Consider the following 17,453-nt stretch of genomic DNA (forward strand, 5'->3'; position numbering starts at 1 on the left):
GTTAGCGCTCTTTACAGGCGAGCGCCGCCGCAACGCTGCTGGGGCCATCAAACGCTCCGGCGTCGCGCGCCTTGAGGCGGTTGCCCTCTAGTCTTACAGCCTTGAGCCGCTGCCAGCGCGCCTCCGGGAGTACCAGTTCCGGCCCACCGGCGCAGGTGCGGATGCCGCCAGTGATGAAATCCTCGCCGATGCGATGGTTGCTGTACCCTGCATCTTGGGCAATCTCGGTGAGCTGTCCGTTTTCAAACCGCCAGACGCGCAAGACGCGCGCCAGATGTGGGCGGTCGACATAGGCGATGTCCACCGTGCCGTCGCCGTCCAGATCCGCCGCGCCGATCGGGGCAAGCCAGCGGTTGGCGGTGCCGATATAGGGCGTGGCGGTGATCAAGCCGTTCGGCCCATAGACGGCAAGCCGCGCGCCACGGCGCTGATCGGACTCCACCACGATCACCTCGGGCGCGCCGTCTGTATCCAGATCGGCGAGGCGCGGGGCGGTGTCTTCGAAGACACGGCTCTCAGGCAGCACGAAGCGGCGGGCGGAGCCGTCGGTGAACGCCAGCACCAGCGTGCCGTGCTCGATGGCATCGCCCAGAACGCCATGGGCGTAGCGGGTTGTGGGATCGTCATAAGTGGCGGCGGCGATCACCGGCGCAGCCCCGGCGGGCAGGGCCGCCAGCAGGGCTGCGGCGAAGGCGCAAGCCGCCGCGCGCATCAGATCTGCTTTTCAGGCATTTGCACCACGAGCCCGTCCAGCGCGTCCGTCACCTTAATCTGGCAGGTCAGGCGGGAGCGGGCGGGATCGGGCTGATAGGCGAAATCCAGCATGTCCTCTTCCATCGGATCCTTCGCCGGGATCTTCTCTGCCCAGTCGGGATCCACATAGACGTGGCAGGTGGAGCAGGCGCAGGCGCCGCCGCAATCGGCCTCGATGCCGGGGATGTTGTTGTCGCGCGCGCCTTCCATCACGGTCAGGCCGTTGGCCACCTCGACCTCATGCCGGGTGCCGTTGTGCTCGATATAAGTGATCTTCGCCATGTTCTGCCTCTGTCGTCCTTGCTGTCGTCGTCGCTAGACAGGCGCGCGTGCCAGCAGCGCCAACGCCTGACTTAGCGGCGGGGGGCAGGCCGCGCCAGTGGCAATTGCTCACTTTTTCGCCGGAGCGGCACCGGGCCTTGCCTGCAAAGCCTTATGTTCTATATTTGTTCTCATGACTGTGCCCGCCTCCCCCTGGCCGCGCCCCCCGGCCTGCCTGCCCCATGCGCGGCTGAACGAGCCCCCCGAGGGCGCGCGCATCTGCGTGGCCGGGCTCGTGCTGGTGCGCCAAAGGCCCGGCACCGCGAAAGGGGTGATCTTTCTCACGCTGGAGGATGAAACCGGGGTGAGCAACATCGTCGTCTGGCAAAACGTTTATGAGCGCTTCCGCCGCGCGGTGATCTCGGGCCGGCTCCTGCGGGTGACCGGGCGCATCCAGCGCGAAAGCGGCGTGGTGCATGTGGTGGCCGAGCATGTGGAAGACATCTCTGCCCTGCTGGACCGGCTCACCCAGCCCGAGGGGCTTGCGTGAGCGGCTGTAAAGCGCGGGGGCGCTGCCCCCGCACCCCCGGGACATTTTTGCCAAGATGAAAGGGGCCCCAATTCGGTGATGGGGCCCCACTTTGTTCGGAAAATATCCCCGCCGGAGGCTAGAAAGTTACTCTTCCAGCGCTTCGAGCTCGTCGATCATGCCGGAGATCATCGAAAGCCCCTTGTCCCAGAACTTCGGATCCGCCGCATCGAGACCGAAGGGGGCGAGCAGCTCAGAATGGTGTTTGGACCCCCCGGCTTCCAGCATGTCGAAGTATTTCTTCTGGAAGTCGGAATCGCCTTCCTCGTAGACGGCATAGAGCGCGTTCACGAGCCCGTCGCCGAAAGCATAGGCGTAGACGTAGAAGGGCGAGTGCACGAAGTGAGGGATATAGGCCCAGAAGGTCTCATAGCCCTCCATGAAGTCGAAGACGGGGCCGAGGCTTTCGGCCTGCACGCTCATCCAGAGCGCGTTGATGTCTTCGGGCGTCAGCTCGCCTTCCGCACGGGCGGCGTGGAGTTTGCACTCGAAATCGTAGAAGGCGATCTGGCGCACCACAGTGTTGATCATGTCTTCGACCTTGCCCGCCAGCAGCGTCTTGCGTTCGGCCTTGGTTTGCGCGGCATCGAGCAGCTTGCGGAAGGTGAGCATTTCGCCAAACACAGAGGCCGTTTCGGCCAGCGTGAGCGGGGTTGAGGACAGAAGCTCGCCCTGTTTGGCCGCCAGCACCTGGTGCACGCCGTGGCCCAACTCGTGGGCGAGCGTCATCACGTCGCGCGGTTTGCCGAGGTAGTTCAGCATCACATAGGGGTGCACATCTGTCACCGTGGGGTGCGCGAAGGCGCCGGGGGCCTTGCCGGGCTTCACGCCGGCGTCGATCCAGCCTTTTTCGAAGAAGGGTTCGGCTAACTCGGCCATTTTCGGATCAAACGCCCCGTAGGCCTCCATCACCGTTTGGCGCGCGGTGGCCCAATCGACGGTTTTCATGTCCTCCGTGGGCAGGGGCGCGTTGCGATCCCAGACCTGCATGCGCTCAAGCCCCAGCCATTTCGCTTTCAACGCGTAGTAGCGGTGCGAGAGCTTCGGGTAGGCGGCCACGACGGCATCGCGCAGCGCTTCCACCACTTCCGGCTCCACGTGGTTTGCGAGGTGGCGGCCGGTTTGCGGCGTGGGCATCTTGCGCCAGCGGTCCTCGATTTCCTTCTCTTTGGCGAGCGTGTTGTGCACGCGGGCGAAGAGTTTCACGTTCTCACCAAAAACCCGTGCCAGCTCATGGGCGGCGGCTTCGCGCTTGCTGCGGTCCTGCTCGGTGAGGAAGTTCAGCGTGGCTTCGAGGTTCAGCTCTTCGCCGTCGATTTCAAACGTCAGCCCCGCGATGGTTTCGTCGAAGAGGCGGTTCCAGGCGGCAGCGCCGACGGTGGAGGTGTCGTGCAGGAAGTGTTCCAACTCGTCGGACAGCTGGTGCGGCTTCATCGCGCGCAGGCGGTCGAAGATCGGCTTGTAGCGGGCGAGTGCTTCGTTCCCGGCAAACATCGCCTGCAGCTTTTCATCCTCGATGCGGTTGATTTCCAGCGTGTAGAAGACGAGCGGTGTGGTGTAATCGGTGATCTTGTCCTGACAGTCGGCCATGAATTTGGCGCGGCCCGAATCCGTGGTGATCTGGTAGTAGCGCAGCCCCGCGAAGGACATGATGCGCCCGGCGATCAGATCGATCTTTTCGTAGGCTTCCACGCAGGCCAGCAGGCCATCGGCGTCCAAATCGGCCAGTTTGCCCTGATAGGTGGAAGCGAAATCGGCGCAGGCTTTCTCCAGCCAGGCCATGTCGCGCGTCAGCTCCGGCGCGTCCTCGGCCTTGTAGAGATCGCTCAGGTCCCATTCGGGCAGATCGCCGAACTTGCCCGCACCAGAGGCGGCGTTGGCGTCATATACGGGAGCGGGGAAAGCGAGCTTCATGCAAAACCTCATGTGTCTGTGTTGCCCCAAGACATAGGGCGCGGGAGCGGGAAGGTTCAAGGGAAGGCGGCGTGATTGCGGGCTCAGGCCTCGCTTTGTGCCGCGATTTGCCGATCCACTGCGATGACCCAGAGCGCGGCGGCGAGCGAGATCAGGATCGAGGCGAGCATCATCATCAGAAGGAGCGGCGCACTTGGGTGCGCGGCCACGGCGTGGCCCGTGGCCCACGTCATCACCGCGCCGCCGCCCACCATCAGCGCGCCCGACAGCCCCGAGGCACTGCCCGCCAGTTCGGGCCGCACAGAGAGCACACCGGCGCTGGCCGAGGGCAGGGTGAGCCCGTTGCCGAGCCCGACGAAGACGACGCTTGCCAGAAGCACCGGTACCGTCACGAACCCGGCGAGCATCACCGCAAGGCCAAGGGCCATGCCACCGAAGGAGAGCAGGCGGCCTGCGAGCATCATCGTGGTGAGGGGGATGCGTTTGCCCAGCCGCCCAGCGGCGAAGGAGCCGAAGAAGAAGCCCACCGTGGTGAAGCCGATCACCACGCCCTGCATGGCGGGGGAAAGGTCAAACACCACCGTGGCCACCAGCGGCGCGCCGCCGAGGAAGGCGTAAAAGGCCCCAACCGAGAAGCCGAGGCAGAGCGCGTAGCCCCAAAAGCGGCGGGAGCGCAGAAGCTCGGGGTAGCTCTGGAACTGTTCGCGCATCGGGCGGCCTTTGTAGGCGTTGGTTTCGCCCAGATCCGCCCAAGTGGCCCAGAGCATCACCGCGCCGAAGCCCGCGAAGATCCAGAAGTTGCCGCGCCAGCCGTAGAACTCGCCCACCACGCCGCCAAGGATTGGGCCGAGCATCGGCGCGATGGCCATGATCATGGAGATATAGCCCAGCTTGCTTGTGGCTTCCTGCGGGTCGAACATGTCGCGCACGATGGCGCGGGAGAGGGCCACGCCGGCAATGATGCTGCCTTGGGCTACGCGCCAGGCCAGAAAGGCGGTGATGCTTTCCGCCAGTGCCGCGCCGACGGAGGCCACGCAGAAGCCCGCAAGCGCGATCAGCATCACCGGGCGGCGGCCGAAGCGGTCCGACAGCGGGCCGGCGATGAGTTGCAGCAGGGCCGTGAGGGCGAGGTAGCCCGCCACCGAGAGGTTCACCAGCGCGTAGTCGGCCTGCAGGTCCGCCGCGATCTGGGGCAGGGTGGGCAGGAAGAGGTTCAGCGTCAGGATCGCCAGCGCCGTGAGGCCGATCAGTGTGGCCAGACGGGGGGGCGTGGTGGCGGGGGTGAACATGCGAAAGCCTTTCCGCCGCCCGCAGAAGTGCTCGCAGCGGCCCGGCCACGGCTAGCATGGGGCAGGGCGCAGGTGCAATCGGGATTGATGAAGCGGAGTGCGACCTTAGCTGTGGCTGGCGAAATGCGCGGCCGTCATGTCGAAGACGCGGTCGCGCAGGGCCGGGGCCTCCATCATGGCTTCGTGCTCGGCCCCGTCGACGATCTCAAGCGTGCCGCGCGGCCAACCCTTCTTGTAGAGCACGATCGCATCCTTGCTGACGATCCGCTCGTTGGTGCCAAGGAAGGTGAGTGTGGGCAGATCCGGGGCCTCCATCGCCATCAGGGCGCGGCATTCGGTGAGGGCCTCATCCAGCCAGCCCAGCGAGGGCCCGCCGAGCGCCAGCTCGGGGTGGGCGTCTGTTTGCCGTTTCATATAGGCAAACATCTCAGGATCCGTAGTGAGCATGTTGTCCTCGAACGGGGCCTGCTTCACGTAGGTTTCGCCGCCGGTGCCGGGCGCGCGGACATGGGGGAAGGAGAGCTTACGGCTGAGCCAGGAGAGCCCAAGCGCGAAGGGCTTGCGCCACGGCTCGATCACGATGCCCCACATCGGCCCGGTGAAGGCCGCCGCTTTCACGGGCAGCCCGTTCTGCAAGGCCCGCAGCCCGATGCAGCCGCCCATGGAATGGGCCAGAAGATAGTAGGGTTCGGGCAGATCCAGATTGCGTGCGGCCTGCAGGGCTGCCTGCACATCGTGCTGGTAGTCGTGAAAGATATGCACATGGCCGGTGGCGCGGTCGGCGGTCAGCCGGTCCGAAAGCCCCTGTCCGCGCCAGTCCACCACGAGGCTGGCGAAGCCGCGCGCATGCAATTCGCCAACCGCGCGGCCGTATTTCTCGATGTATTCGGTGCGCCCGGGAAACAGCAGGACGGTGCCTTTCGCCCCCTCCTTGCCCCAGGCTGCCACGCGAATGCGCAGGCCATCCGCCGTTTTCAGCCAATAGGCCGCGCCCCCGGCGGGGGCTTCGGCCACATCCTCAAACAGCGGGGCCTGCTCCATGTGCTTAACCCAGCGCTGCGCCGAGTTTCATCGCAGCGCCCATGTCGCCGTCCACGGTGAGCTTGCCGCCCATGAAGGCTGCGGTCGGGTTCAGATCGCCGTCGAGGATGGACTGGAACGTCTCTGCGTCCGCCGTCATGGTGACGTCGGCCTCGTCGTCGGAGGCGCGCACGCCGTCCGAATCGATCACGATGGAGCCTTCGCCTTCGATGACGAATTTGGCGGAGCCGTCGAAGCTGTCGATTTTCTCAGACAGGGCGGCTACGGCGGTGGTGATGATGTCGCTCATGGGTATCCTCCGAAATGTGATGTGCCGGCACTCGCTTTTTGCGGTGCGGGAGCTAAACTCCCTAGTGTTATGCGATCTGTAAGCCAGTTCCTCAAATATACCGTTGCGGCACTTTCGCTGTTTTTGACGCCCGCGTCAGCCTTTGCTGACGGGGTGGACGATCTGGATGCTCTTTTTGAGCAACTGGCCGATGAAAACAACGAAAACTGGGAAACTGTCGAGGGCGAGATCTGGCAGGCCTGGTCCCGCTCGGGCTCCGATACCTTCGATCTGCTGCTGGAAAAGGGCCGCGCCGCGCTGCAGGCCGGCGACGTAAACGCCGCGATCTGGCATTTCTCATCCCTGGTGGATCACGCGCCGGAGTTTGCCGAGGGCTGGAATGGCCGGGCCACGGCCTATTTTCAGGCCGGGCTCTTTGGCCCCTCGATAAACGATATTCAGGTCACGCTCTCGCTCAACCCGCGCCACTTCGGCGCGCTCTCGGGGCTTGGGATGATCATGGAGCAACTAGGTTACCCCAAGGACGCGCTCGCCGCCTATCGCGAGGTGCTGGCTATACATCCCCACCGCCCTGACATAATCAGCGCAGTGGAAAGGCTTGAGAAAGAGGTCGGCGGCCTCGATCTGTAAGCCGCAGAGGTAACCGCAGGCGCGAAGGCTCCCATGGCAACGATCAAGGCCGTTCTCGGCCCGACGAACACCGGCAAGACGCATTACGCCATCGAGCGGATGCTGGGCCACCGGACAGGCGTGATCGGCCTGCCGCTGCGCCTTCTGGCGCGCGAGGTCTATGACCGCATCGTCGCCCTGCGCGGGCCCAATGTGGTGGCGCTCGTGACCGGCGAAGAGCGCATCGTGCCGCCGCGCACCCAGTATTGGGTCTGCACCGTGGAGGCGATGCCCGAGGGCATCGGCGCGGATTTCGTGGCCATCGATGAAATCCAGCTTTGCGCCGATCCGGAGCGCGGCCATGTGTTCACCGATCGCCTGCTGCGCGCGCGGGGCCTGCACGAAACCCTGTTTCTGGGCTCCGACACCATGCGCGGGGCCATCGCCGGGCTGGTGAAGGGCGTGGAATTCGTGAGCCGCGAACGGTTTTCCGAGCTGACCTATACCGGCCAGAAGAAGATCAGTCGCATGGTGGCACGCTCTGCCATCGTCGGCTTTTCGGTGGATAATGTCTATGCCATCGCCGAGCTGCTGCGCCGCCAGAAAGGGGGCGCGGCTGTCGTCATGGGCGCACTCAGCCCGCGCACGCGCAACGCGCAGGTGGAGCTCTACCAGAACGGCGACGTGGATTATCTGGTGGCGACCGACGCCATCGGCATGGGGCTGAACCTCGACATCAACCACGTCGCCTTCTCCTCGCTCACCAAGTTCGACGGCCGCCGGATGCGCCCCTTGCAGGCCGCCGAGCTGGGCCAGATCGCAGGCCGGGCCGGGCGGCACATGAACCACGGCACTTTTGGCGTGACAGGCGAGGCCCCGCCGCTTCTGGATGAGGTGGCCGAAGCGATTTGCGAGCACCGCTTCCCGCCGGTGCGCAAACTTTACTGGCGCAACGCCAGCCTGCAGTTCTCCACCGTGCCGCGCCTCATCGCCTCGCTGGAGGACACCACGAGCGACGAATGGCTCACCCGCACCCGCGACAGCGACGATCTTCTGGCGCTGAAATCGCTGGCGGCCTCGGGCATGGTGATGGAGCGCGCGGTGGGCGGTGACGCGGTGAAACGGCTCTGGGACGTCTGCCGCATTCCCGATTTCCGGGGCATCTCACATGCCGAACACGCCAGCCTTCTGGAAGAGATCTTCCGCTTCCTGATGGACCTTGGTCGGGTGCCGGACGATTGGTTCGCGCGGCAGGTCAAGCGCATCGACCGCACCGATGGCGAGATTGACACGCTGTCCAAAAGATTGGCCTTTATTCGCACGTGGACGTATGTCGCACAGCGAAACGGCTGGCTCGATGACGAAAACCATTGGCGCGAGGCGACCCGCGCGGTAGAAGACCGCCTGTCGGATGCCCTTCATGCGCGTCTGACCCAAAGATTTGTTGACCGGCGCACCTCTGTGTTGCTGCGGCGGTTGAAGCAGAAGGAGGGCCTTGTGGCCGACGTGAACGACAAAGGTGAAGTGACGGTTGAGGGCGAATTCGTCGGCCGTCTTGAGGGTTTCCGCTTCAAGCAGGACAAGAGCGCCAGCCCCGATGAGGCCAAGACGCTGCGCACCGCGAGCCTGCAGGCCCTGAAGCCCGAGTTCCACCTGCGCGCGGATCGTTTCTACAACGCGCCCGACACCGAGATCGACTTCACCGAGCAGGGTGGCCTGATGTGGGGCCAGCACGCCGTGGGCAAGCTCGTGGCCGGCGATGATGCGCTGAAACCCCGCGCCGAGGCCTTCGTGGACGAAGAAGCCGGGCCCGAGGTGATCCAGAAGGTGCAGCGCCGCCTGCAGCATTTCATCGACCGCAAGGTCGCCACGCTGTTTGAGCCGCTCACCGCCATGCAGCGCGACGAAGCCCTCACCGGCATCGCGCGCGGCTTTGCCTTCCGGCTGATCGAAGCCTTCGGCATCCTGCCCCGCGATCAGGTGGCGCAAGAGGTGAAGGATCTCGATCAGGACACCCGCGCCATGCTGCGCAAACACGGCATCCGCTTCGGCCAGTACACGATCTTCATGCCGCTGCTGCTGAAACCCGCGCCCACGCGCCTGCGCCTCGTGCTCTGGTCGCTGGCCAAGGGCCTGCAGGAATTCCCCGAAAGCCCGCCGCCGGGCCTCGTGACGATCCCCGTCGTCGATGGCACGGTCGAGGGCGCGGATGCGATGTCGGGCTACCGTATCGCAGGCGCCCGCGCGATCCGCATCGACATGCTGGAGCGCCTCGCCGACATGCTGCGCGCGCAGGACAGCCGCGCTGGCTTTGAGGCCAACGCCGACATGCTCTCGATCACCGGCATGACGCTGGAGCAATTCGCCGCCCTGATGGAGGGCCTTGGCTACAAGGCCGAGAAGGGCGAGCGCGCGAAAGTGAAAGCCGCGCCCGAAGCGGTTGCGCCTGAAGTTGCGGCCCCTGAGGCCACAGCCGAAGCGGCCCCTGAAGCCGACGCCGCGCCTGCCGCCGAGGAAGCTCCGGTAGAAGCGCCTGTGGCCGAAGCAGCCGCAGACGCGCCTGCCGAGGTGGCTGCTGAAGCTGAGGCTCCGGCGGAAGACGCTGGCGAGCCGGAAACCGAGGTCTTCTACACCTTCACCTGGGCCCGCACCCAGCGCCCGCGCCGCACCGGCGGGGATCGCCCGGCGCGGTCCGGTGGCACAGGCGGCGAGCGCGGCGAGCGCCCGCAGGGCAAGGGCAAGCCGAAAGGCAAACGCGGCGGCCCCGACCAGAAGGGCGGCGGCGGCAAGGCCAAGACCTTCAGCGCGCGCCCGCCCCGCAAGGAAAAGCCGATTGACCCGGACAACCCCTTCGCCGCCGCGCTGATGGGGCTCAAGGATAAACGCTAGGTGAGCGACACCCCGCGGCCCTCCCTGCGCATCGACAAATGGCTCTGGCATGCGCGTTTTTTCAAGACGCGCAGCCTCGCCGCCAAGATCGTGACGGGCGGGCACCTGCGGGTGGATGGCACCAAGATCGCCAAGGCCTCCTACGCGGTGGCCCCCGGCGATGTGCTGACTTTCCCGCAGGGGCGCGTGATCCGCGTGGTGCGCATCGTGGCGCTTTCGGAGCGCCGCGGCCCGGCACCGGAGGCGCAGGCGCTCTACGAGGATCAGACCCCGGCGGAAACCCTGCACTGGGAGCCCGTTCCGCCCGCCCCGAAATTCGAGGGAAAAGGGCGGCCCACGAAGAAGGATCGCCGCAATTCCCTCCTTTCCCGGGGGACAGAGCTTGAATGATGCGCCGCTTCGTTCTAGCTAGGCGTCCAAAGATGAAACGAAGTGGTTGAGCCGCAATGACCTATGTCGTCACCGAGAACTGCATCGCCTGCAAATACACCGACTGCGTCGAGGTTTGCCCCGTGGATTGCTTCTACGAGGGCGAAAACACGCTGGTGATCCACCCGGACGAATGCATCGACTGCGGCGTCTGTGAGCCCGAGTGCCCGGCAGACGCGATCCGCCCGGACACCGAGCCGGACATGGAAAAGTGGGTCGAGTTCAACCGGAAGTATTCTGAACTGTGGCCCGTGATCATCACCAAGAAGGATCCTCTGCCGGAGGCGGAAGACCGGGATGGTGAAGAGGGCAAGATGGAGAAATATTTCTCCGAAGCACCCGGCGAGGGCGGCTGATTCGCCAAGCGGTCGGCGCAGCCTGTGCCCGATCGCCTTGAAAACGCTGAAAACCCTTACGCGTAAGGGCATTTCCGCTATGCATACGCCGCTCTGTCACAGGGCGGCAAAATATGCTATGATGATCCTGTAAATGAAGCATGGACACCTGGCCCCATCCACAGTGCTGCTCGCCTGTAGGATGGTTTTTTAGCGCTACAGATCAGGATCGGATGCGGTACCTGCCGTATGCGCCGTAACGTGTCTGACACGCTGCCCGTGCCGGGGCCTCTTGAGGAAGTAACTGAATGACCAAAGCGAAGAAATCTGAGTTCCGCCCTGACGATTTTGTGGTCTACCCGGCCCATGGCGTTGGCAAGATCCTCTCCATCGAGGAGCAGGAAATCGCGGGAATTCAGCTTGAGCTCTTCGTCATCTCTTTCGAAAAAGACAAGATGACGCTCCGCGTTCCCACCCACAAGGCCGCCGAAGTCGGCATGCGCACGCTCTCCAGCCCCGACATCGTCTCCAAGGCGATGGACACGCTGAAGGGCAAGGCGAAGGTGAAACGGGCCATGTGGTCCCGCCGGGCGCAGGAATACGAGCAAAAGATCAACTCCGGCGATCTGATCTCCATCGCGGAAGTGGTGCGCGATCTGCACCGCACCGATGATCAGCGTGAGCAAAGCTACTCCGAGCGCCAGCTCTACGAAGCCGCGCTGGAGCGTCTGACCCGCGAAGTGGCGGCTGTGGCCGGCACCGACGAGGACAAGGCCCAGAAACGCGTGGACGAGGTCCTGCTTTCCCGCGCCGCCTGATCCTTTCGGGATTTCGAAAAGAAACCGCCGTTGGTTCCTGCCAGCGGCGGTTTTTTGTTGGGTTTTGACACTGGCTCGACGGTAGCGCCGTCCCGAGGGGTGGCGCAATCGCGCCGCCCTGTTTTGCCGGAGGCAAACCTACGGTTTGACGGGGGCGGGACGGCGCGGCCCAACAGTGCCTGTTGGGCAAAAAAGTGAGAACTCTTGCTGGTGTGGTGCTCAATCCAGCAGGGCAACGAGCACCATCAACCCGGTGATCTCGGCCACCTGTTGGCAGGCCCCCAGCACATCGCCGGTTTGCCCGCCGATCTTGGTTTTCGCCACAGCGGCCAACCCGGCGCAGGCCAGCCCGCCCCAGACCAGCAGGGCAATGCTCGCGCCGATCCCGACGAACGCCAGCGCCGCCAGCACGCCGCACCCTAGTGCCAGCCACGCGGCCTGCGCGGGCGGGCGGCCCACGCTGGCCGCAAGCCCGCTGCCGCGCGCGTTGGTCATGGCGGCCATCAGGAGCACCATCGGCACGCGCGTGAGCGCCCCAAGCGCGAGAAGGACCCAGAAGGGATTGCCCAGCGTGCAGAGGCTCGCGAGCGCACACCAACGCAGCGCGAAGCTCGCCACCAGTGCCAGCACGCCATACGTGCCGATGCGGCTGTCCTTCATGATCTCCAGCCGCCGGGCCTTGTCCCAGCCGCCCCAGAAGCCGTCCGCCACATCCGCAAGCCCGTCTTCATGCAGTGCGCCCGTCGTGGCGATCTGCACGCAAAGCGCCAGCGCGGCGGCAAGGGCAGGGGGCAGGCCAAGGCAGCCTGCCGCAAGGGCGGTGAGCCCTGTGATGGCACCAACAAGCAAACCGGCGACCGGATAGGCCCATGCGCCCGCCGCGCCGCGCGCCTGCGCGCGTTCGGCATCCACCGGCACCGGCAGCCGTGTCAGCAACCCGATGGCGGCAGGGATGTCGGAGAGGGCAGGGCGAAAGGGCAACGCGGGGCTCCGTTTGGTGGCTTTCCCCGTTTAGCGCATGAAATTGCGCCTCATGGCAAGGGTTTAGGCGGGCAAGGCCCGATTCCGTGCGCACCAGCCCCGGCTATTCGGCGGCGTCCTTGTTGGCCTTGCGGCTGTCGGCGATGGCATCAAGCTGCGTCAGAAGCGTTGTGTGCAGCTCATCCTCCAACTCGCGCACGCGCGCCAGATAGGCCGGGTTGTTCTCGGCCCGCACGCCCGGCTGCCAGAGTTTGGCCAATTCGCGCACCGCGTAGCGATCGTGTTTGTAGAAGGCGGTTTCGGCGACGCTGGCCTCGTATTCATCGAGGCCGATGTTTTCGAGCACGTAGCGGCCCGCGCGCAAGGATGAGTCAAACATCTCGCGCACGATGTCATTCGCGCCGGCCTGGTAGAGCTGGTAGACGTGGCTGCGATCATGGGCGCGGGCGACGATATGCAGATCGGGCCGTTCGCGCCGGGCGTGCTGGGTGAGGCGGACGGCGGCGTCCTCGTCGTCCATCGCCACCACCAGCACGCGGGCGGTTTTCAGCCCTGCGGCATGCAGCAACTCGGGCCGGGTGGGATCGCCGAAGAAGCTCTTGTAGCCATAGCGGCGCATCTGCTGGATCGCGTTCAGATCATTGTCGAGCACCACGGTGTCAAACCCAGCCGAGCGCACCACGCGGTTCACCACCTGCCCGAAGCGGCCGATCCCGGCGATGATGATGGGGCCCTTGGTGTCGATCTCGTCAAACGATTCCGCCGCCTTGCGCCGCTTGCCGGAGCGTTTGGCTAAGACCTCATAGAGGATGAAGAAGAGCGGGGTGAGCAGCATGGAGAGCGCCACCACCAGCAGGAGCTTGTCGCTCAGATCGCTTGGAAAAACATTGGTTTGCGTGCCGAAGCTGAGAAGGACGAAGCCGAACTCGCCCGCCTGAGCGAGGCTGAGCGTGAACAGCCAGCGGTGCGCGCCGCGCAGGCGGAAGAGCGTGCCGAGCGCGAAGAGAACGAGCCCTTTCATCAGCATCAGCAGCAGCGTGAGGCCGATGATGTCGGTCACATCGGCCCAGAGCCGGCCAAAATCGATGCCCGCGCCCACGGTGATGAAAAAGAGCCCCAGCAAGAGCCCTTTGAAGGGCTCGATGTTGCTTTCAAGCTCGTGGCGGAACTCGGTGTTGGCCAGCACCACGCCCGCAAGGAAGGCCCCGAGGGCGGGCGAGATACCCAGAACGATCATCACAGCGGCGATACCAACGACGATCAGCAGGGCCGTGGCGGTGTACATCTCACGCAGCTTGGCGGCGTGGATGAAGGAAAACAGCGGCCGGGTGAGGAAGATGCCAAAGAGGATGATGGCCGCCAGCACGCCCAACGTGACAAGTGCGGTTTCCCAGCTTTCCATCTCATCAATGTAGTGGATCAGCCCGTCCACCTGCTCCACGCCGACGCTGTCGCCGTGGGAGGCCGCTGCCGAATGGCGGTTGTGGACGCCGGTGATGGCCAGCAGCGGAAAGGCGGCCAGCATGGGGATCACCGCGATGTCCTGGCTCAGGAGCACCGAGAAGGCTGAGCGCCCGCCGGTTGTCTGCATCAGCCCTTTTTCCGAAAGCGTCTGCAGCACGATGGCGGTGGAGGAGAGCGACAGCGTCAGGCCGATGGCAAGGGCAATGGGCCAGGGCTGGCCCATATAGGCCGCCGCGCCAGAGATCACACCCGTCGTCAGCCCGATCTGCAAGCCGCCCAGCCCCAGCAGGCGATGGCGCATGCTCCAGAGCACGTGGGGCTCAAGCTCCAGCCCGATGATGAAGAGCATCATCACCACGCCGAATTCGGCGAAATGCTGCAGGTCTGCGGTATCGCCCACGAGCCCGATCAGCGGGCCGATCACGATGCCGGCGATCAGGTAGCCCAGCACCGAACCCAGCCCCAGCCGCGCGGCGATGGGCACCGCGATGACGGCGGCGAGCAAGTAGATGGTGGCCTGGAACAGGAAGGATTCCATGGGTGTCCTGTGGTCTTAGGTGGGCAGCGGCGCATCCGCTTTGAACTGATCCATCACGATCTGGCTCTGGACGCGGGCGACAGAGGGGTGCGGCAGCAGCACTTCGTGAATCAGGCTGTTCAGCGCGGAAAGGTCTTGGCAATACACGCGCAACAGATAGTCCGCTTCGCCGGTCAATGTCCATGCGCTGATCACCTCCGGGCGGGTTTCCACCAGCCGCGCGAAGCTCTTGGCCCCTTCGGGGGAGTGGCTCTGCATGGAGACCTGAACGAAGGCCTGAACCGTCAGCCCGACGCGGCGGGCATCAAGCCGTGCCGCGTAGCTGCGAATGTAGCCCTCGGCCTCCAGCCGCTGCCGCCTGCGCCCGGCTTGGGAGGGCGAGAGGTTCAGCAGCGCGCCCAGATCCTGCGCCGTGAGATGGGCATCGCGCTGGAGTGCGGCGAGGAGGCGTTTGTCCTGCGCATCGAGGGGGGTGCGAAGTTGAGTGCGGGTTTCGGTCATGTGGGGAGTGTCCCATGCGGTGTTTGCGCGAATCAACCGCGCATCATGCCGCATTTTGCGCAAATCCCGCGGGGTTGCGGGTGTATTCTTTGCAAAGGAAACGAAACGCACGCGCACAGGAGATGCTTCATGGGCCCGTTCCCGCATGATGCCCCCAAATCCGAGATCACCGAGGCCAACCCGGCCGGCACCGACGGCTTCGAGTTTGTCGAGTTTTGCCACCCCGAGCCGCAGGAACTGCGCGATCTCTTTGCCCGCATGGGCTATGTCCATGTCGCCAACCACAAGCGCAAGGCGGTGGAGCTTTGGCAGCAGGGCGACATCACCTATGTGCTGAACATGGAGCCCGGCTCCCACGCCGCTGCTTTCGCCGAAGAACACGGCCCCTGCGCCTCCGCGATGGCCTGGCGGGTGGTGGACGCCCAGCACGCGTTTCAGCATGCCGTCGCCAAGGGCGCAAAGCCCTATGAGGGCGCGGGCAAGACGATGGACGTGCCCGCCATCTACGGCATCGGTGGCTCGCTGATCTATTTCATCGATCAGTATTTCGAGCAGAGCCCTTACAACGAGGAATTCGACTGGATCACCAACGCGCACCCGGAAGGGGTTGGCTTCTACTACCTCGATCACCTGACCCACAACGTGTTCAAGGGCAACATGGACACGTGGTTCAGGTTCTATGGCGATCTCTTCAACTTCCGCGAAATCCGTTTCTTCGACATTCAGGGCAAATACACCGGCCTGCTGTCGCGCGCGCTCACCAGCCCCTGCGGCAAGATCCGCATCCCGATCAACGAAGATCGCGGCGAGGAGGGGCAGATCGTGGCCTATCTGAAGAAGTACAAGGGCGAGGGCATCCAGCACATCGCCGTGGGCACGGAAGACATCTACGGCGCGACGGATGAGATCTATGATCGCGGCCTGCGCTTCATGCCCGCCCCGCCGAAAGCCTATTACGAGATGAGCCACGACCGCGTGCAGGGCCACGACGAGCCGCTGGAGCGGATGATGAAACACGGCATCCTGATCGACGGCGAAGGTGTGGTGGATGGCGGCGAGACGAAGATCCTGCTGCAGATCTTCTCCAAAACGGTGATCGGCCCGATCTTCTTCGAATTCATCCAGCGCAAGGGCGATGACGGTTTCGGGGAAGGCAACTTCAAGGCGCTGTTTGAGAGCATCGAACAGGAGCAGATCAACAACGGCGAGCTTTCCGCCGCCGAATAAGATCGGACAGAGTCCGACAGGGAAAGGCCCGCGGCAGGAGGAGCTGCGGGTCTTTTGGTTTTTAGACAGTGCAAGCTGAAAGCAGGCAACGATTAAGGTCGAGCGCCGCTTCCGCGGGGTGGCGCAATCGCGCCGCCCCGGGGGGGGGCGGAACGGCGCGGCGCAACAGTTCCTGTTGCGCGGTTCATTTTTCCGAGGTTCAGCAGCAACGCAGCCGAAGTCTGACTTACCTTACAACGCCCGCCAGCCAATATCAGAGCGGCAGAAGCCCTCCGGCCAGTCGATCTGGCCGATCATCTCGTAAACCGCATCATGGGCCTCCTGCAGGCTCGCCCCGCGCGCGGTGACGTTCAGCACGCGCCCGCCGTTGGCCACGATCTGCCCGTCCTTCTCTGCCGTCCCCGCGTGGAACACCATATGGGAGGAATCCTCAGGAAGATCGTCCAGCCCCTTGATCACGCTGCCTTTTTCGTAAGCGCCCGGATAGCCTTCCGCGGCCAGAACCACCGTCATCGCGTGATCGTCGGCCCAGTTCGCTTGTGCGGAGTCCAGTTCGCCACGTGCACAAGCCTCCAGCAGGTCCAGCGCCTGCGCGCCAAGGCGCATCATCAGCACCTGGCATTCGGGATCGCCAAAGCGCACATTGTATTCCACGAGGCGCGGCTGGCCGTCCTTGATCATGAAACCCGCATAGAGCACCCCCTGATAGGGCGTGCCGCGCCGGGCCATCTCGGCCACCGTCGGCTTGATGATCTCGTCAATCGCCTTCTGCGTGACCTCATCCGTCATCACCGGTGCGGGGGAATAGGCCCCCATGCCGCCGGTGTTTGGGCCTTCGTCATTGTCATAGGCGCGCTTGTGATCCTGCGCGGTGCCCATGGGCAGGATGTTCTCGCCATCAGAGAGCACGAAGAAGGAGGCCTCTTCGCCCTCCATGAATTCCTCGATTACCACTTCCGCACCGGCTGCGCCGAATTCGCCGCCGAACATGTCGTCGATGGCGGCGAGCGCGTCTTCCTCTTCCATCGCCACGATCACGCCCTTGCCTGCGGCCAGCCCGTCGGCCTTCACCACAATGGGCGCGCCTTGGGCCTTGATGTAGGCTTTCGCGGGTTTGGCCTCGGTGAAGCGCGCATAGGCGGCGGTGGGCGCGCCGGAGGCGTCGCAGATTTCCTTGGTGAAGGCTTTGGAGGCCTCAAGCTGCGCGGCGGCCTGTGAGGGGCCAAAGCACAGGATGCCCGCTTCGCGCAGACGGTCGGCCACCCCGGCAGCCAGCGGCGCTTCCGGGCCGATGATCACGAAATCGATGGCGTTTTCCTCGGCGAAGGTCACAACCGCGCCGCCGTCCTCGGCCGCAAGCTGCGCACATTCGGCAATGGCGGCAATCCCCGCATTGCCCGGCGCCACGATCAGCCGGTCGCATTTCGGGTTCTGCTTCACCGCCCAAGCCAGCGCGTGTTCGCGCCCGCCGGACCCGAGAATGAGGATGTTCATGGCCGCCCCTTCGCTTTTCCTTTGCTGCGGCG

17 protein-coding genes are annotated in these 17,453 nt (G+C 64.6%); 7 read left to right on the plus strand and 10 right to left on the minus strand.

Annotated features, from left to right (window positions below):
- Position 1: 1 nt before the first annotated feature.
- Together KVX96_RS06955 and KVX96_RS06960 are read right to left on the minus strand one after the other, a co-directional pair.
- Entirely contained in the window at positions 2-712 is a 711-nt protein-coding gene (locus tag KVX96_RS06955; protein ID WP_261193609.1) for an FG-GAP repeat domain-containing protein, read from the minus strand.
- Positions 712-1,035: a 2Fe-2S iron-sulfur cluster-binding protein gene (locus tag KVX96_RS06960; RefSeq protein ID WP_261193610.1), complete on the minus strand. Its 324-nt coding sequence runs from the start codon at positions 1,033-1,035 to the stop codon at positions 712-714. The genes KVX96_RS06955 and KVX96_RS06960 overlap by 1 nt, the downstream gene beginning before the upstream one ends.
- Positions 1,036-1,207: 172 nt before the next feature.
- Here KVX96_RS06960 and KVX96_RS06965 point away from each other — a divergent pair, with 172 nt between their 5' ends.
- Positions 1,208-1,564: an OB-fold nucleic acid binding domain-containing protein gene (locus KVX96_RS06965; RefSeq protein ID WP_261193611.1), complete on the plus strand. Its 357-nt coding sequence runs from the start codon at positions 1,208-1,210 to the stop codon at positions 1,562-1,564.
- A 126-nt stretch (positions 1,565-1,690) separates the two neighbouring features.
- On the opposite strand, the gene KVX96_RS06970 is transcribed toward KVX96_RS06965, so the two are convergent.
- The 4 genes from KVX96_RS06970 to KVX96_RS06985 all read right to left on the minus strand — a co-directional run bounded on the left by KVX96_RS06970 (position 1,691) and on the right by KVX96_RS06985 (position 6,136).
- Positions 1,691-3,517, minus strand: a complete 1,827-nt coding sequence (locus KVX96_RS06970) for a M3 family oligoendopeptidase (RefSeq protein ID WP_261193612.1) — start codon at positions 3,515-3,517, stop codon at positions 1,691-1,693.
- Positions 3,518-3,600: 83 nt separating this feature from the next.
- Complete coding sequence (locus tag KVX96_RS06975) at positions 3,601-4,806, minus strand: multidrug effflux MFS transporter (protein WP_261193613.1); 1,206 nt, start codon at positions 4,804-4,806, stop codon at positions 3,601-3,603.
- A gap of 105 nt (positions 4,807-4,911) precedes the next feature.
- Positions 4,912-5,847, minus strand: a complete 936-nt coding sequence (locus KVX96_RS06980; protein WP_261193614.1) for an alpha/beta hydrolase — start codon at positions 5,845-5,847, stop codon at positions 4,912-4,914.
- 4 nt (positions 5,848-5,851) lie between these two features.
- Complete coding sequence (locus tag KVX96_RS06985) at positions 5,852-6,136, minus strand: SCP2 sterol-binding domain-containing protein (protein ID WP_261193615.1); 285 nt, start codon at positions 6,134-6,136, stop codon at positions 5,852-5,854.
- 123 nt (positions 6,137-6,259) lie between these two features.
- On the opposite strand from KVX96_RS06985, the gene KVX96_RS06990 reads away from it, so the two are divergent.
- From KVX96_RS06990 to KVX96_RS07010, 5 genes are all read left to right on the plus strand, one after another.
- Entirely contained in the window at positions 6,260-6,766 is a 507-nt protein-coding gene (locus KVX96_RS06990) for a tetratricopeptide repeat protein (protein ID WP_261193616.1), read from the plus strand.
- 33 nt (positions 6,767-6,799) lie between these two features.
- A complete protein-coding gene (locus tag KVX96_RS06995) occupies positions 6,800-9,634 on the plus strand; it encodes a helicase-related protein (protein WP_261193617.1) in 2,835 nt (944 codons plus the stop codon).
- Entirely contained in the window at positions 9,635-10,024 is a 390-nt protein-coding gene (locus tag KVX96_RS07000; protein WP_261193618.1) for an RNA-binding S4 domain-containing protein, read from the plus strand.
- Positions 10,025-10,080: 56 nt separating this feature from the next.
- Positions 10,081-10,419, plus strand: a complete 339-nt coding sequence (gene fdxA / locus KVX96_RS07005) for a ferredoxin FdxA (protein WP_261193619.1) — start codon at positions 10,081-10,083, stop codon at positions 10,417-10,419.
- Positions 10,420-10,706: 287 nt separating this feature from the next.
- Positions 10,707-11,216: a CarD family transcriptional regulator gene (locus KVX96_RS07010; protein ID WP_261193621.1), complete on the plus strand. Its 510-nt coding sequence runs from the start codon at positions 10,707-10,709 to the stop codon at positions 11,214-11,216.
- Positions 11,217-11,435: 219 nt separating this feature from the next.
- On the opposite strand, the gene cobS is transcribed toward KVX96_RS07010, so the two are convergent.
- The 3 genes from cobS to KVX96_RS07025 form a co-directional block, all read right to left on the minus strand.
- Positions 11,436-12,197 (minus strand): adenosylcobinamide-GDP ribazoletransferase, encoded by a 762-nt coding sequence (cobS, locus tag KVX96_RS07015; protein WP_261193622.1) that lies wholly within the window; start codon positions 12,195-12,197, stop codon positions 11,436-11,438.
- Positions 12,198-12,300: 103 nt separating this feature from the next.
- On the minus strand, positions 12,301-14,199 hold the full coding sequence (locus KVX96_RS07020; protein WP_261193623.1) for a cation:proton antiporter: 1,899 nt from the start codon (positions 14,197-14,199) through the stop codon (positions 12,301-12,303).
- A 15-nt stretch (positions 14,200-14,214) separates the two neighbouring features.
- A complete protein-coding gene (locus tag KVX96_RS07025) occupies positions 14,215-14,700 on the minus strand; it encodes an Lrp/AsnC family transcriptional regulator (RefSeq protein ID WP_261193624.1) in 486 nt (161 codons plus the stop codon).
- 129 nt (positions 14,701-14,829) lie between these two features.
- Between KVX96_RS07025 and hppD the strand changes: the two genes are divergently transcribed.
- The gene (gene hppD / locus KVX96_RS07030) at positions 14,830-15,927 is read left to right on the plus strand and encodes a 4-hydroxyphenylpyruvate dioxygenase (RefSeq protein WP_261193625.1); all 1,098 of its coding nucleotides are present in this window, start codon (positions 14,830-14,832) and stop codon (positions 15,925-15,927) included.
- A gap of 231 nt (positions 15,928-16,158) precedes the next feature.
- On the opposite strand, the gene purD is transcribed toward hppD, so the two are convergent.
- Positions 16,159-17,421: a phosphoribosylamine--glycine ligase gene (purD, locus tag KVX96_RS07035; protein ID WP_261193626.1), complete on the minus strand. Its 1,263-nt coding sequence runs from the start codon at positions 17,419-17,421 to the stop codon at positions 16,159-16,161.
- Positions 17,422-17,453: the final 32 nt, after the last annotated feature.

It is taken from the genome of Pseudoruegeria sp. SHC-113 (assembly GCF_025376885.1).
Lineage (GTDB): Bacteria > Pseudomonadota > Alphaproteobacteria > Rhodobacterales > Rhodobacteraceae > Pseudoruegeria.